The 15,199-nt window shown below is 46.8% G+C and carries 13 protein-coding genes; 3 read left to right on the forward strand and 10 right to left on the reverse strand.

Annotation, left to right across the window (positions count from 1 at the left end; translation table 11 throughout):
• Positions 1-718: 718 nt before the first annotated feature.
• Positions 719-1,234 carry a GNAT family N-acetyltransferase gene (locus tag O3276_RS22485; protein ID WP_269673301.1) on the forward strand — a complete coding sequence of 172 codons (516 nt, stop codon included), beginning with the start codon at positions 719-721 and terminating at the stop codon, positions 1,232-1,234.
• Positions 1,235-1,632: 398 nt separating this feature from the next.
• Here the strand turns inward: O3276_RS22485 and sctV are convergent, their stop codons facing one another.
• From sctV to O3276_RS22500, 3 genes are read right to left on the reverse strand one after another with little or no spacing between them, the layout of a single operon-like run.
• The gene (gene sctV / locus O3276_RS22490) at positions 1,633-3,714 is read right to left on the reverse strand and encodes a type III secretion system export apparatus subunit SctV (RefSeq protein ID WP_269673302.1); all 2,082 of its coding nucleotides are present in this window, start codon (positions 3,712-3,714) and stop codon (positions 1,633-1,635) included.
• Positions 3,715-3,757: 43 nt separating this feature from the next.
• Positions 3,758-4,051, reverse strand: coding sequence for a tetratricopeptide repeat protein (locus O3276_RS22495; protein ID WP_269673303.1), 294 nt, complete (start codon positions 4,049-4,051; stop codon positions 3,758-3,760).
• A 12-nt stretch (positions 4,052-4,063) separates the two neighbouring features.
• Positions 4,064-4,462: a hypothetical protein gene (locus tag O3276_RS22500; RefSeq protein ID WP_269673304.1), complete on the reverse strand. Its 399-nt coding sequence runs from the start codon at positions 4,460-4,462 to the stop codon at positions 4,064-4,066.
• A gap of 235 nt (positions 4,463-4,697) precedes the next feature.
• On the opposite strand from O3276_RS22500, the gene sctC reads away from it, so the two are divergent.
• Positions 4,698-6,896: a type III secretion system outer membrane ring subunit SctC gene (gene sctC, locus O3276_RS22505; RefSeq protein WP_269673305.1), complete on the forward strand. Its 2,199-nt coding sequence runs from the start codon at positions 4,698-4,700 to the stop codon at positions 6,894-6,896.
• 92 nt (positions 6,897-6,988) lie between these two features.
• Complete coding sequence (gene yvcK / locus O3276_RS22510; RefSeq protein ID WP_269673306.1) at positions 6,989-7,903, forward strand: uridine diphosphate-N-acetylglucosamine-binding protein YvcK; 915 nt, start codon at positions 6,989-6,991, stop codon at positions 7,901-7,903.
• Positions 7,904-8,121: 218 nt separating this feature from the next.
• Here yvcK and O3276_RS22515 read toward each other — a convergent pair whose 3' ends face one another.
• The 7 genes from O3276_RS22515 to O3276_RS22545 all read right to left on the reverse strand — a co-directional run bounded on the left by O3276_RS22515 (position 8,122) and on the right by O3276_RS22545 (position 15,164).
• Complete coding sequence (locus O3276_RS22515) at positions 8,122-8,763, reverse strand: sugar transferase (protein WP_269673307.1); 642 nt, start codon at positions 8,761-8,763, stop codon at positions 8,122-8,124.
• A gap of 31 nt (positions 8,764-8,794) precedes the next feature.
• The gene (locus O3276_RS22520) at positions 8,795-9,991 is read right to left on the reverse strand and encodes a glycosyltransferase (RefSeq protein WP_269673308.1); all 1,197 of its coding nucleotides are present in this window, start codon (positions 9,989-9,991) and stop codon (positions 8,795-8,797) included.
• On the reverse strand, positions 9,988-11,082 hold the full coding sequence (locus O3276_RS22525; protein ID WP_269673309.1) for a glycosyltransferase: 1,095 nt from the start codon (positions 11,080-11,082) through the stop codon (positions 9,988-9,990). Before O3276_RS22525 ends, O3276_RS22520 begins: the two co-directional genes overlap by 4 nt.
• Positions 11,079-12,584 carry a GumC family protein gene (locus tag O3276_RS22530; RefSeq protein WP_269673310.1) on the reverse strand — a complete coding sequence of 502 codons (1,506 nt, stop codon included), beginning with the start codon at positions 12,582-12,584 and terminating at the stop codon, positions 11,079-11,081. Before O3276_RS22530 ends, O3276_RS22525 begins: the two co-directional genes overlap by 4 nt.
• On the reverse strand, positions 12,574-13,086 hold the full coding sequence (locus O3276_RS22535; protein WP_269673311.1) for a hypothetical protein: 513 nt from the start codon (positions 13,084-13,086) through the stop codon (positions 12,574-12,576). The genes O3276_RS22530 and O3276_RS22535 overlap by 11 nt, the downstream gene beginning before the upstream one ends.
• 229 nt (positions 13,087-13,315) lie before the next feature.
• On the reverse strand, positions 13,316-14,446 hold the full coding sequence (locus tag O3276_RS22540) for a glycosyltransferase (RefSeq protein ID WP_269673312.1): 1,131 nt from the start codon (positions 14,444-14,446) through the stop codon (positions 13,316-13,318).
• On the reverse strand, positions 14,439-15,164 hold the full coding sequence (locus tag O3276_RS22545) for an acyltransferase (RefSeq protein WP_269673313.1): 726 nt from the start codon (positions 15,162-15,164) through the stop codon (positions 14,439-14,441). The genes O3276_RS22540 and O3276_RS22545 overlap by 8 nt, the downstream gene beginning before the upstream one ends.
• Positions 15,165-15,199: the final 35 nt, after the last annotated feature.

The following is a 15,199-nucleotide window of genomic DNA, read 5'->3' on the forward strand; positions in this document are numbered from 1 at the left end:
TATTTCCTTATTTAAGATTTATTATATTGGACAGCTTTCCGAGGTTTCAGGTTCCAAAAACTGACCACAGTTAATCATTTGCTTTCATGTAAGTCACTAACAGGTTTGTTGATTATGCTAACCTTGATTTTGCTGGCAGCAATTGTTGATGTTCTGTTGATTTGGAAAAATTGGTGTGTTTGTTCGGTTAATACGTCTTGCACCTACGTAAGAGAAAAAACAAGCAGTAAATCTATGAATGAGTCTGAATCTCTTTTGGCAGAAAGATATTCATGCGGTTGTTTTAATTTCTTGCTGAGTGATATCCTCTAAAAATACAGGATTACAGAGCTGTTAATTCCCCTATTATTATCAATGCTTTAGAATAGTTTGTGTTGGGTTAGTAAGAGTCATTGAGTTTTAAAGATGGTTTGGAGTGTTCTTGTTATGAAATCATATAAATGTCTTTAATAAGAAATAAGAATAATAAAATCCTCCGGGTTTTGAAGGAAAAGTTATATTTGATATTATAATTCATCTGCAAAGATGTTCGGGGCTTTCATCTTGAAGTCCCATTTACAAAATCAAGCCTGCTAAATGGATTAGATAAACTTAAACTTCAGCTTGGTTGGATAATCCTCGGCACATCAAGTCCTATCAATGGGTTACAGGTATATTAATAAAGCCCATGGTACTTTTGCCGATGTTTTACCTGATAGCTGACTATCAGGATAATGATATGCATATAGATTTGGGTAATGGTTACTGCCTCAGAAGGTTCCTTTATGGCGATGCGATCTCTCTGGCCAAGCATGGTAACAACGCCAAGATAGCCAGAAACCTTCGGGATACTTTTCCACACCCTTATACCATAGAGCATGCGAGAGCCTGGGTTCAGCATGTCAAGGAACATGAGACCAGAACCCGCTTTGCAATTGACTGTGGTGGTGAGGCTATTGGTGAGATCGGGTTTGTCGTTCAGCTGGATGTTCATCGTTTTGGCGCAGAGATTGGCTTTTGGGTGTCAGAGGAACACTGGGGTAAAGGCATTATGACCGAAGCACTCTCTTATGTGTGCCAGTATGCATTTGATGAGATGGGGCTGGTTCGTATTTTCGCTGATGTGCAGGCCGGGAATGATGGCTCTCGCCGTGTGCTGGAGAAGTGTGGCTTTGAGCTTGAAGGTGTGATGAAAAAGCATGTCTATAAAGAAGAGCAGTTTATTGACCAACTGGTTTTTGCGTTAGTTCGTTAATCGTTCTTTTTCTCTGCTTCTCCTACTTTCGTACAGCATAACTTCTACCCCGTTCTGGGTTAGAAGTTATGCTGTACGAAAGTAGGAGATAAAATAGTAAGAGCTGATTTGATTGGTCTCGGAGATTTTGCACAGAAAGCCTACCTGCCAATTCTTACTGAGCACTGCACTCATCATCCGTCCATAACGCCTGTTTTCTAACTCGAAGCAGTGATTTAATCAATGAAATTCAAAGTAAATATCGGCTAATTAACTTTTGCGGTGGTGATAAGCCGCTGATTCATTTTAGTGGGGATGTTGATTAGAGGTGCGGTTGTCAGAAACATCCGTCCTCATCTACTGGCTGATACCAACTGCCAGCAGATTGAGAAGCACCTCCGGTACGGGTATGACCTTGCTTACAGGGAGATACGGCCCAGTGGTTGAACGGTAATCTCTTCCGTTAATTCCTGGTGTGAAAGCACTGCCAGGTCATACACTTCCAGCTCCAGAAGTTTCCGGACATAGCGGCGAATATCCATCGAAGTAATCAGGACGGGCTTATGTTCAAGATGACCGATTTTGCCAACAGAGTGCTTAACATTTTCCACAAACTGGGCAGAGGTCGATGGGTCAAGCGCCAGGTAGCTGCCTGCTGAAGTCTGGCGGATACCGGAGCGGATGGTATCTTCGACATCCTGGTCAAGCAGGTATACAGGCAGCATATTTTTACCGTTAGAGTATTTGTAGCTGATGTAGCGCTTTAATGATGAGCGGACATACTCGGTTAACTGAACAACCTCTTTCTCCTTGTGTCCCCAGACAACCAGGGATTGCAGAATGGAGCGGAGGTTCCTGATGGAAATATCTTCGGATACCAGGCGCTGGAATATCTCGGTGATCTTGTTGACAGGTAACAGCCTCTGGACTTCCTTAATCAGTTCACCAAAAGTGCTTTCCATTTTTTCCAGCAGGTAGCGTGTCTCCTGAATGCCCACAAAATCTTCAGCATATTTTTTCAGGACATGTGCCAGGTGGTACGTCAGGATTTTTGAGGAATCCATAAAGTTGACGTTGTTGCGCTCAAGTTTGTCCTGCTGGCCTTCAATGACCCAGAGAGAGTCCAGGCTGGGCAGAAACGGATCGCCAACTTCATAAGGGATCTTCAGCATGTCCAGATGTTCATTACTCTCTCTCACGAACAGAGAGCCTGGTTTGAAATAGCCCGATGCGACGGGAACTTCCTGCAGCAGTATGCTGTAGGTATTCTCATCCATGGCGTCATTAAACCGCAGGTGTATACCGGGAAAAGGAACCCCGAGATCCATGTACAGTGATTTCCGGACTTTAAGCAGCTCCTCATTCAGGGAGGATGTGTTCAGGCTTTTCTGTACAGAGGTAGGGACATCAATAATCAAGGGCAGAGTCTGGGTGAACTCTTCCTGCTGGTCCAATCTGGATTTGGCCTCACTGGGTGATTCTGTTGCTGCGGCCATGGCCGGAATGCCGCCATCTTCCTCAGCTGTCCGGGCTTTTTCCACTTTCCTCATCAGAAAGTAGCCTCCGCCGCCAATGGCAGCAGCAAGAGCCATGAAAGTCAGTGTCGGGAAGCCGGGGATAAGGGCAAAGCCGAGTAACAGTGCTCCACCAACCATAAGGGCCTTTGGTTTATCGGTAAGCTGAGTGCCTATCTCATTACCAAGGTCCTTGGCATCTTCGTTGGATACACGGGTGACTATAATACCGGCGGTAATGGATATCAGCAGGGCCGGTATCTGGGAGATGAGTCCATCCCCTACGGTTAAGATGGCGTAGAGCTGGAGAGCTTCACCGCCACTCATGCCATTACCGGTACCGATAGCGACACCAGCAGTAATGTTGACAAAGATGATGATCAAACCGGCAATGGCATCACCTTTTACGAACTTCATGGCTCCATCCATCGAACCAAACAGCTGGCTTTCTTTGGTCACCAGCTCACGACGGCGCTGGGCTTCTTCCATTTCGATGGCCCCGGCCCGAAGGTCAGCATCGATACTCATCTGCTTGCCAGGCATACCGTCCAGAGAGAAACGGGCGCTGACTTCTGCCACACGTTCCGAACCCTTGGTGATGACCAGGAATTGGACAATGGTGATGATAAGGAAGATAACGACACCAACGACCAGGTTACCCCCTACCACAAAGTTACCGAAGGTATAGACAATCTCACCGGCATCTGCCTGAAGAAGGATCAGACGGGTAGTGGTAATGGACAGAGCCAGACGGAAGAGGGTCGTTATCAGCAGCACCCCCGGAAAGGATGAGAATTCCAGGGGTGACTTCAGGTAGATGGAGGTCATCAGAAGTATGGTGGAAATCCCCATGTTCAATGCAATAAGGAAATCCACCAGGGGGGTCGGCATGGGCAGAATAATAAGCCCGATGATGGATACCAGCAGGCCTGCCAGTACCAGATCATTTCTGCCGCCAAAATTCAGCCCGGGTAACAGTTGTGCCATGAGAGGTGCGCCGCTGCTATGGGGCTGGCTATGGTCTTGAAGATCAGCGGCTCAGTGCAGCTTTTCTCTTCTTGAGCAGGGCTCGCCCCTTGATCCATTTAATAGCCCGAATATCACCACCGGGCTTTGCGTATTTTAGAAAATTATCGGCTGCGCGAATGGATTCTTCAGGCCGTTCTGCCTGTAAGTAGGCGTAGCTGAGCATGCGATAAATATCTGGGTTTTTCTTGTCTATTGACATCAGTGCTTCTAGCAGCGCAATGGATTTTCTGGGCTGCTGGTATTCAAGATAGTAGGACGCCTGTGACAGCATCCAGGTTTTTAATGACTTATCCATTTCACTCATCCTTTAGCTGGCAATCAATACATTACGGCACATCATTAAATATTCACTGTCGGCTTTGGCTTTTTCGATGACTGACAAAGCTTCTTTCATTCTTTTAGCGTGACCGCTGTTTTCAGGCAGTTGCTTTAAAAAGTCGGAAAAAGAGTCCATGGCATCCTGTGTGAAGCGGTAATGCTCCTCCGGACTTGAAGAGATATTCTGACCGGAAACCTTAGTCGCAAACTGAAATTCACGGTGCTCGTAATTTTGGTTCATTTCCAGAGTCTTCCAAGTGTGACAAACAACATTTTTACCGGAGGTTCTGAAATTTGATTTTGATTTAGGATAGTCTGAGTGCGCTAAAGCACTGTCGATCCGTGAAATGCCTGAAATACCGTTACCGAAAGAAACTGGTGCTGCCATGATAAAGTCCGCCTGATAATTTAATCCTTTCGTTCTATCGGCGGGTGTACACAGTGATAAATGGATTTTTCTCATGTTAATTATTTTTTTGACGAAATACTGGTGAATCCAGTTTGTTTTCCGATAAACTGGTGTGTAACGAACATTTATTGACACTCTCGACTTTACAAGGCATCTATTCATTAAGGGCTGTTGAATAAGCTGGAGCAGACATGAGCATGGAGGCACGCGTCTGATGGGCTTTATAAGAAATACCCTGATAATCCTGTCCCTTTTACTGGCGATTACCTTCCAGGCGCTGGCGAACTGGTCATCTGAAGAGCCGCAAACCAGAAAACATTTAGTGCGTCCCAATGAGACTCTGGAAGTGATTGCCGGAAGCTACGGGTTTGAGGTAAATGAGCTTGCCCGCTATAACAAACTGGATACTACCCAGGCCTTACGGGTAGGTCAGATTATCTATTTTCCATCCGACATCGTATCGGAACAGCCTGACCGTCCTTCAGCTGAGCCGGGGAGAGCCTTGGATGCCAGAGTTTTTCCCGATTCAGCCGGGGAAGCTGTTTCCTGGGGGAGACCGCTGGATGCCAGGGCATATCCCAGGCCAGATGGCTCACCTGTTGATGCCGAAAGAGCACGACTAATGCCATATATTAACGATGGGCAACTGTCCGGGAAAGGGGCGAGTTTTTCCCAGTATGGTAGTCAAACTCATTATGCAGCCACATCTGATTTTGATTATAACTTTGCCCAGAAAGACGACCGTCAACAGGTAAATCAAGCTTCAAACAACCTCTACATGATGCAAAACAATTCACCATCCGGAAGTGGTATGGTTCTTTCTGCCGAGGATGCCATTCAGGATGCGATTGATGATTTTGAAGGTACCATTGGTGATGACGAATCACCTGCCCTGGCAGCGTTTGGTGCGCGCCCATATGCATATTTTGGTAATGGCGACAGCTTGAAGGAAGTATTGCAGAATTTTGCAGGTAGTTATTATATGCCATCCATCATAGCGGATACGGTGGTTGGAGAGGTTAATGGCAAGATTGGTCCTATGACCCCCGTTGATTTCCTGGATCATCTGGCCAATATCTATGGTTTTATCTGGTATTTTGATGGGCATACCCTGTTTGTTTATGATGGCAGCTCCTCCAGCCAGCAGATTATCAGCTTAAACTATTTACCAATAAAGCAGCTGAAGAAAACCCTGAAAAAGATTGGTATCTGGGACGGTCGCTTTTTCTGGAAGGAACAGCCGAAAGAGGGGCTTGTCTTTATTTCCGGGCCTCCCCGTTATATCGAGCTGGTGTCTCAGACAGCGCTGCTGCTTGATGCGAAAGAGGGGGAGCGTCAGAAGAGTAAACTGACGGTTCGCACTTTTCCGCTCAAATATGCCTGGGCAACCGATAAGTCATTCAGTTTCAGAGGTCAGCAACTGACAGTCCCTGGAGTCGCCACGATTCTGACCAGAATTATTAAAGGTGGCGGTGTAGCCCAGGTGACCAAACAGGGACTGCCTAACCCATCCGTGACTCCGGCAGAGAGTGTCAGCAGATCCGGTGAACCCGGCATGAAAGATGGCTCTGAATCAGCAGGAGACTCGCTGAATGCCGGTGCGGAAGCCGATGAAGTCTATATCAATGCTGATCCGCGACTGAATGCGATCATTGTGCATGATCTTGAATCCAAGATGCCAATGTATGAAGAACTGGTGGCTTCTCTTGATAAACCAACATCGCAGATAGAGATCAGTGTTTCAATTATTGATATCAATACACAGGACTTGAGAGCGCTTGGCGTTGACTGGAGTAATTCCGCCAGCTCAAATGATACCAAGATATCTTTTACGCCCTACCCAAATGCCCCGACGCCAAACTATACAACCATTGTCTCCAGTGCACTTGGCTCCTTTAATGCAAATTTACAGCTACTGGCTGACGAAGGGAGGGTCAAGATTGTATCAAGGCCGTCTATTCTGACACTCGACAACATAGAAGCCATTCTCGATAACAGCAGTACTTTCTATGTGTCGGTTGCCAGTAATGAGGACTCTGAACTATTCCCGGTGACCTCAGGCACAGTTGTTCAGGTTACCCCAAGAATTGTTCGTGAGGAGCAGGGCCGACGTATCCATATGACCGTCAATATTCAGGATGGTTCAGGAAGCCAGGGCACAGAAGACATCGGGAGTAAACTACCGGAAGTGACTAACAGCTCAATTAATACTCAGGCAATCATCAGTGAACAGGAGAGCCTGTTAATCGGTGGCTTCTATAAAGAGCAGGATGAAGCAAAGCTTACCAAAGTTCCGTTGCTGGGCGATATTCCGGTTCTTGGCCATTTGTTCCGTGCAGAGTCAAAGTCAAAGATCAAACAGGTACGTTTATTTCTGATAACACCACGCATCATAGGTTCAACACAAACCTGATATCGGTTAATGGAGATCATTGTCGTAATGGCTGAGCAGTTAGCAGACAATGATCTTCCAGATCGTATTTTATACGTCTAAAAGAACTTGTCATGTATTCTGTCAAAACGCTTTATCAGTGTCGCCGGATTGTTGCCATCGGTGGTGGGCATGGCCTTGGTCGGGTCATGGCAAGCCTGGGTTTTCTCGGTGGGCACCTGTCAGGCGTTGTTGCAACTACGGATGATGGCGGGTCAACGGGACGACTCAGGGATGGCAGTGGCTGTATTGCCTGGGGAGATCTCAGGAATTGCCTTAACCAGCTGTGTTCGGATACCCCAAACCTTGCTCGGATTCTCTTTGAGTACCGCTTTAAAAATAGCGGTGATATCAGTGGGCACAACCTCGGTAACCTGATTTTACTGGCCATGGATCAAATGTGTGTTCGCCCACTGGATGCCATAAACCTGATTCGCCAGATGTTACAGGTCGGTGCAGAGTTGATACCCATGTCAGAAGAGCCTGCCCGCCTTGGTGCTATTGTGGATGGTCAGGAAGTGGTCGGTGAAACGACCATTGATGCTTTGGAGAAGTGCCCGGAGAAGTTGATGATTCTGCCTGCGATACAGCCGACGGATGAAGCAGTCGCCAGAATAAAAGAGTCCGATATGATTATTCTAGGGCCCGGTAGTTTTATGACCAGCATCTTACCGGCGATCTTGATGCCAGAGGTTGCAGAAAGTATTGGTAACAGCAAGGCCCTGAAAGTCTTTGTGGGTAACATTAATCAGGAAGTGTCGGCTGTTGGGAAAATGTCCATCAGCGATAAACTGTCATGGATGAGTGACATGACGGGCGTATATCCAGACGTGCTGTTGTGGCCTGCGGAGAATGAACCACCGGAACACCTGCGATGTGATATACACACCATGCCGTTGGCTGATACCCACCAGCCGGGCGTGCATAGTCGGGAGGCCTTAAGGCAAGGCCTGGATGAGATTGCCGGTGTTTTGTTTCAGCAGAGCTGATTAAGTAGTTAACCAAATGAAATCATATATTTCTGACTAAGTTGTCAGTCACTCCCGGCAACTGCTCCTGCGTTGCTCTAGCTCCTGCATCCATGCAGTCGTGCGGCGTTGCAACTCCGGTCACATAGCTACGGCTATGCTCCCTACGTTGCGCCTTGCATAGCAACTGCCCACTTAGCCAGAAATATACGATTCCATTTGGCCAACTACTTAACGCTCTACTGCCCCCTGCCGGTTACCATGACAAAAATGGTTTTGAACATGACGTAAATATCCATTTTCAGCCATTCCCATGGGCTGCTCAGAGCCAGGGCGTAGGCGTGGTCATAGGCAACTTTATTTCTCACATCATTCAATGTTTCATCATAACCCATGTTGACCTGGGCAAGGCCGGTAATACCGGGAACAACATCAAACGTTCTTTCGCTGTAAAATGGAATGTTCGTTTCCAGCTTATTGTACATCCCTGGTCGTTCAGGTCTGGGACCAACAATGGCCATATCACCGACCAGCACATTCCAGAGTTGTGGCAATTCATCAAGACGGGTTTTTCTCAGGAAGTTACCCACTTTGGTAATTCTCGGGTCATTTTTTTGAGCCCAGACAGGGCCTGTTCCTGACTCGGCATCATTGCGCATGGTCCTGAATTTTTTCATCATAAATAAGCGAATATAGTTTTCCTTCTGATAGCCAATACGCATCTGTTGATAAATAATCGGTCCGGGGCTATCAAGACGAATGGCCAGTGCGATAAAGGGAAACAGTGGCAGGGTGATTGCTAGCCCGGCCAGGGCGATAAGAATATCCATTAATCGTTTGCACATTGAGGCGAGAGGATGGACGTAGGTTGACTCTTTCATGGGTACACTCCTTAAGTACGTGGTTAAATCCTTATGTTTCAGTCGTTATTCTTTTCCATTGGCCTTTGGTTTGGCCTGAAAGATAGTTAATCAAACCGATAGCCATGGCCAGGTGCCCGGATACCAGGTAAAAAAGCACTCTCAATTTCTTATGATCTGGTTGTGAGCGACGGAAAATATAAAAGACAGTGATGCTGTAAATGCCCAGCTGAATGGCCAGAATAATCTGAAAAACAGGGTAGGACAGAGACAGTAATGCTGAAGATGCCAGTACCATAAACAGGAACAGCGGCATGAATGGACGTAGAAACTTACCGGAAAAAAAGTTGAAAGCGATCTTTCCAAACTTGGGGTGTAATAAGCCAGCGTGACGAATGGCCTGTTGAATATTGCCGGCGGCAATTCGTTTTCTTCGTTGGAAATCCATTTCATTACATGCCTGCTCCAGCTCCATGGCGATGATTCTCGGGTCATAAAGACATTGGTAGCCCTTCATGGTTATTTGTACCGGAAGGGTGAAATCATCATTGATCGTGTCTGCGGGGATCAGGTCAAACAGCTCACGGCGAAAGGCATAAAATGCACCATGCACCCCCAGGGTTGCACCCAGAGAGCTTTCTCTTGTTTTAATGCTTCGCTGGTACTGCCAGTAAGCCTGTTCACCAACACTGAGTGATTTTAAAAAGTGGTAGCTACCGCAAATGACCCCGGTGTTTTCATTGCTTAAGTGAGCCGCAACGATTAAAAGACTATCGCTTGATAACAGTGATGACACATCGGAGAGGGCAACTACGCTGCAACGGGAGAGGCTGATGGCTTCATTCAAAACAGCGACTTTTCCACCGTTTTCAGGCTTCTCTACTACGGATAAGTTCAGATGGTTGCATTCAGGCTCGGCCATTGTCTTCTTTGCCAGCTGGGCTGTACCATCCGTACAGCCATCGCAAACCAGAATCACTTTCAGTTTATAGTCCGGGTAATCAAGGGTAGCGAGGTTTCTGATTTTTTCCTGAATAGTGCCTGCTTCATTGTAGGCGGGCATGATCAGACTGATGCTTGGCAGCATGTGATCAAGAGGCGTAATGCGGTGGTGTCGTTGATAAAAGTTGGGCCGTGTGTTTTCCAGTCCCTGTGTCATCAATTTCAGAGCGACGGGATAACCAACATGGTGATATACAACCACCACGCCTGCCATGAAGAAGATAATCAAGGCCAGCCACTCGATCATTGTGGCCTCCCGCAGTACAGGTCGTCGTATTGACTGATCATTCTCTCCAGGTTGCAATGGTTAACCACAAAGTTGCGTGCCGACGCCTGTTTTTCTTTATTGATGCCTGAACAGAGCTGTGTTTTGAGAGCGTTTTCCAATGCCTGTGCACTTCCAGCCTTGATCAGGATACCGCTCTGTGGATCAACCGCTTCACGACAGCCACCTACATCGGTCATGACAACCACTCTCTGGCAAGCCTGAGCTTCCAGCGGTGAGAGTGGCAGGCCTCTCTTTTTTGAGGCAAGACAGAAAATATCAATAGCGTGGTAAAAACCGGGCATATCATCAATGACCCCCAGAAAGTGTACCCGTTGCTCCAGGTTAAGCCGCCTGGTTAGCTCTCTGAGCACATGTTCAAGTTCGCCACCACCGGCAAGGGCGAGGTGTGCACTGTCGGGTAGTCTGGAAAAGGCATGAATCAACAGGTCATGGCTTTTAACCTCGGTAAAGCGTGCCGCACAACCAATAATGGCGGCATCCTGGGGAAGGTTCAGTTTATTTCTGGCTGCTTTTTGGTCTGCAGGTTGGAATTTATCCGTATCAATTCCATTAAGAACCACGGCTGGTGTAAAGAGCGGAATATGCTGTCGAATGTTGGCGGCAACCAGTCCTGCATCTGCGGCAACGGTCGGTTTGAGCAGGTGGAAGCAGGCCGCTACCAGCCAGCGTCGTTTTTGCTGGTTAAGATGCCAGGCGTCGTGCTCAGTATGCACATGGCCACATCCGGCCAGTTTCGCGGCGATGCCACCATAGATAAGCGGGCCTACATGGTGGGTATGAACCACATCAATGTTAAGTTGTCGTAAGAGTTTTGCGAGCCTGGTAACTGTCGTGAGACTCAATCCGGGAGGCTTGGTCAGAAAGTGAACCCTTTCCATACCCTGAAGTCGTGGCCATTGCTCAATCGCTTCAGACTGTGTTCCTTCGAGACTGATAATGTGAACATTTTCCGGGTTTCTGGCTTTTCGCTGTATGTCCAAAGCCATTGTCTCGATACCGCCCGGGGCAAGGTGCTGGACTATCTGTGCTATAACGAGAGGCGCTGTCATGATGATACCTCCCCCTCATCGAACCAGTCTTTTTTCGGGTCGTAAACCACAGGTGGCGCTGTGGGCATGGACGGTATCCTGGCCAGAACGGGGACGCCTGCAATTCGTTCAATACTGTCTTGAAGCCGTAAGGTGCTATCAGATATTTCTGAAATTGCTGCCAGGCCTGTACCGATACCCAGACCGGCAAAGACGCCTGCCACAATAAATAACGAAGCCGGAAGGGCATTAGGGCTGCTGGGTGTGAAAGGTTCATCGATGATTTTAACCTGTTCTGATTCCTGATAAGAGCTCAGGTCTTCCGCCACTTTTGCCATGACATAACGATTAAGAAAATCATCATAAAGTTTTTGTTTAATAGTAAAGTCACGTTGCAGTTCAACGAGAGTCCGCTCTACTTCAGCAAACTGTTGCACTTTATTCTGGAGCTGGTCGGTTTGATCTTTGATATTTTTTACTTCATTTTGCAGGCTGTTCACTTTGGCTTTAGCCTCCTGAACCGCCTGGAGCTGAGAGGCCAGTATGGTGGTCTGACCTCCCTGAGGGTTATCCATTGAAACAGAGGGTGTTGATGACGCCAGGTTCCAGAGACGTTGGACATCTTCCGTTTTTAACTGACTGCTTTCAGCAATCATTCGCTGGCGTTCAGCTTGCAGCCTATCGAGCTCTCGTACCAGTGTCTGAACCTTACTGTGCTTCTCTGTATAGCGGGAGCGAAGCATACTCAGTGTGGTGCGGGTGTTAATAATTCGTTCTTCAAGTTTACCGATAACGGGGTTGGTTTGCGCCAGATTACCATTGAACTCTTCCATTGCCGCTTTGGCACCGACCAGTTCTGTCTCTTTTTCCATTAACAGCTGGCGGAGCTCTGCTAGTCTGGTTACGTTCGCTTTATGGAGTTCCGGAAGTTCCAATGCGAACCTTGCCTTGTATTCAGATAGTTTCAACTCAGCGTCAGAAAGCTCCTTATGTCGGCTATCTACCTGATCCTTGAGAAACTGGGTTGAGGCAACCTGCCACGATTTTTGTGGTGCCTGAACCAGAGTAAGGAAGTGTTGAGTCACTTTGGTTAGCAGCTCTTTAATATCGGTTTTGTTCTGGCTCCGATAATAGATTTTGACCAGTTCACCGCCGAAGACGATGGACAGTGCACTTGAGAGTTCGTCAATGGCTTCATCTATTTGCTCTTCAGACGACTTATAATCGATAAACCCAACGGCTCTGGCTACACCCTTTAATACCTTGCGGCTCTTAAGGAGTATTTGCAGCGCTAATTGCCGTTCTTCCAGATTTGTGGATATGGTGAAGTCTTCCAGAATCGGGTTTAGCTCAGTGGTATTCTGAAGGAGTATGGTGGTGTGAGCTTCATAATATTTTGGGACCATAAAACTGGCAATCAAACCAACCACCGGCATGATGAGAATAGGCACACAAATAGTGTAGCGACGTCGCCACGCTGCGCTGAGAAGACGAAAGAGGTTTCTCAGTATTTCACTGGACACCTGAACCTCCGGAAATATCATTTCCCACTACATGAATGGTGGCTGAGTCAAAGCCCAGTTCAGGTTGGTAAACCAACTCTATTTTTTCACTATATTGCTCCAGTATATTTTTCAGACTCTGTAGCCTTGACCAGGAGTCATTCAATGTTTTAAAGGGGTGTTCGGCAGAAGAGGGAGCTACAGAAATAATAATGTTGAGTTGCTGACTCTTGGGTAATGAATTGAAAAAGAGATTAATAACCTGTTTATGCTGACTGTTAACTGCTAATTCCTCTTGGGTGAAATTGATCGACAATTGACGACGATACATGTTTTTTGAAATGGGTAATGCATTTTCTTTTTCATTTATTTTTGCGATGGTATCCGCAATCTGTTGTGTTGATCTTGCTTTCTCCTTTTCCATCATGGTCTGAAGATGCAGTTGTGACTTGCATCCGTAAAGGAGTGGAATGCTGAAAAACATCAGTGCGGCAAAGATGGGGGATCCATATCGCTTAATCACGGTAACTTCCCTGTTATCAGTCTCATATTACTATTCAGTCAATCAGCTCAGGGGGAAATTGTCATTGATTGACAGTTTTCTGTCCTTCCGTGAGCAGTTGATTTTCCTGATTGGTAATAGTGTTAGCTTTCATGACACTTTCTAATAACAAATACAGTTATTTAGGCTTCATTATTATTAATTGTAGCTGCTGTTTTAACAGGAAATTCATTAAATGGGCAGTGTGTTTTTAACGTGATAAGTGGTTGATCAGTGCTTCTAACTGAGTGGCTCTGTGTTGCCATGATTCGGTTGAGACCTTGTTCTGCCTCTTGGCTTTCTCTCCTCTCAGTTCATTTGCCCTCAAAATTACTCTGGAAAATGGCTCTTTAGGTGACTGAATGGCAACGAGATTTTCATATTCTCTCGCTGCTGGAAAAGAAGTGGACGCGATGGGAGCACCTGATGCAAGGTATTCTCTCAACTTCAGGGGATTGCAGGCCGCTATCTGCTTGTTGTTACGAAAGGGCAGCATGGCTACATTCCAGTGCTGAATATAGGAGGGCAGTTGATCATGGGGCCTGGCTCCCAGAAAGTGTACATTTGGCAGAGCCTGAAGGGATGATACGTCGGTTTTAATATCGCCAATAAAAACAAATTGCCAGCTGGGTAGGGCAATGGCGGATTGAACCAGTATATCTGTATCCAGCCAGGCAGAAATACTGCCGTAGAAACCGGCAATGGGACCATTTTCCGGAAGATCACGGGGTCTGGCTACCGGTGATGAAAACAGCGGGTAATCAACGCCGTGCGGCAGAATAATGGTGTTGGGATGAGTAAACTTCCTGGCCAGCGTTTTGCTGACGACAAGAATCAGGTCAACCTTTTCAGCCAGTTCCTGTTCTAATGGCTTGACCATTTTATGATCCACGCCATCAAGACCTTCAAAATCATCACCACAGTAGTAGATAGAGGCCTGTTCATTCAAGCTGCCCACCATGTCTACGGCAGTGGGCAGTGAGAGCCAGAGAATAACCTTGTCAAATCCTTCCTTCTCTATTGCTTTGTTAACGTCATTCATTAAAAGTCGTCTGTTCAGTCGACGAACCTGTTTGAACCGGTGAAAAGGAAGAACTTTAGGGTTGATGATAATGGCGGGTATTTGCTTTGAGGGCGTTGGTGCAGGTTGACCAGTACGCTTAAGCATGGCCAGCATCTTTTGCCAGACTCTTTTTATATCCCTTAAAGAAAGCCGTGGAGACCTCATGCCAATGGAGTTTACCCAGATTACCCGATGTCTTTTCATTAAATGACTGATCAGGTGCTGGGTGCTGGAGGGCAAGCCTCCCCAGTCTTCTCCAAATACAATGAGATCAGCCATTGCTATTCTCCGAAGGTAAATCCAGTGATTTGATCACTCTGGCTGGAATTCCCCCGGCAAGAACACCGGAAGGCAAATCTTTGGTAACAACACTGCCTGCAGCAACAATGGTTCCCGCTCCAATGGTTACGCCACCCATAACGGTAACTCCAGCTGCCAGCCATGCATCATCTTCGATGATAATGCTGCCAATCTGATCATCCGTATCCGGTTCTCCCCGGGCTCTGGCTACCGGGTCAACAGGATGCCCGGGGTAACCAACCAGCCTGACTTTAACGGCTAACCGAACGTTATTACCAATCTCAATACGATCACCGACAAAAATTTCATTTTGCCAGCTAATGTCTACATTATTGCCAACTTTCAATTCGGGGCTCTTCTGCGAAGAGGCTCTTCCACTAATGGTCGTATGGCCAGACAGTCGGCATTGATCACCCATAGTCATTATTAATGGTCCCAGTAGAAGAGGCATACCGTCGTAGAGATAGAGCTTTCCTGGGTTGTTGGCGAGTTGGGATTTCAACATCGGAGTCCAATAGAAAATACGAGTCAAATTACCGGAAGCACCTGTAATCACTTTATGCAGGTGATACAGTAAGCCGTGAATCGGTCTGATTACCGGCACTTCAATATTTTGAATAGATTTTAATAGAGGAAAAAGAACCTTTCCTGCCAAAGAGTCCCTTTTTTTTATTTTTGCCTTTAGGTGTTCTAGCATCTGATAACTCCCTGCCTTGTCTGGTTTATCTGAAC

It is taken from the genome of Endozoicomonas sp. GU-1 (assembly GCF_027366395.1).
Lineage (GTDB): Bacteria > Pseudomonadota > Gammaproteobacteria > Pseudomonadales > Endozoicomonadaceae > Endozoicomonas.

Excerpts from the sequence above, each read along its gene's own strand:
- O3276_RS22485 (WP_269673301.1), top strand. The coding sequence starts at position 719 with ATGCATATAGATTTGGGTAATGGTTACTGCCTCAGAAGGTTCCTTTAT.
- sctV (WP_269673302.1), bottom strand. The coding sequence starts at position 3,714 with ATGGCACAACTGTTACCCGGGCTGAATTTTGGCGGCAGAAATGATCTG.
- O3276_RS22495 (WP_269673303.1), bottom strand. The coding sequence starts at position 4,051 with ATGGATAAGTCATTAAAAACCTGGATGCTGTCACAGGCGTCCTACTAT.
- O3276_RS22500 (WP_269673304.1), bottom strand. The coding sequence starts at position 4,462 with ATGGCAGCACCAGTTTCTTTCGGTAACGGTATTTCAGGCATTTCACGG.
- sctC (WP_269673305.1), top strand. The coding sequence starts at position 4,698 with ATGGGCTTTATAAGAAATACCCTGATAATCCTGTCCCTTTTACTGGCG.
- yvcK (WP_269673306.1), top strand. The coding sequence starts at position 6,989 with ATGTATTCTGTCAAAACGCTTTATCAGTGTCGCCGGATTGTTGCCATC.
- O3276_RS22515 (WP_269673307.1), bottom strand. The coding sequence starts at position 8,763 with ATGAAAGAGTCAACCTACGTCCATCCTCTCGCCTCAATGTGCAAACGA.
- O3276_RS22520 (WP_269673308.1), bottom strand. The coding sequence starts at position 9,991 with ATGATCGAGTGGCTGGCCTTGATTATCTTCTTCATGGCAGGCGTGGTG.
- O3276_RS22525 (WP_269673309.1), bottom strand. The coding sequence starts at position 11,082 with ATGACAGCGCCTCTCGTTATAGCACAGATAGTCCAGCACCTTGCCCCG.
- O3276_RS22540 (WP_269673312.1), bottom strand. The coding sequence starts at position 14,446 with ATGGCTGATCTCATTGTATTTGGAGAAGACTGGGGAGGCTTGCCCTCC.
- O3276_RS22545 (WP_269673313.1), bottom strand. The coding sequence starts at position 15,164 with ATGCTAGAACACCTAAAGGCAAAAATAAAAAAAAGGGACTCTTTGGCA.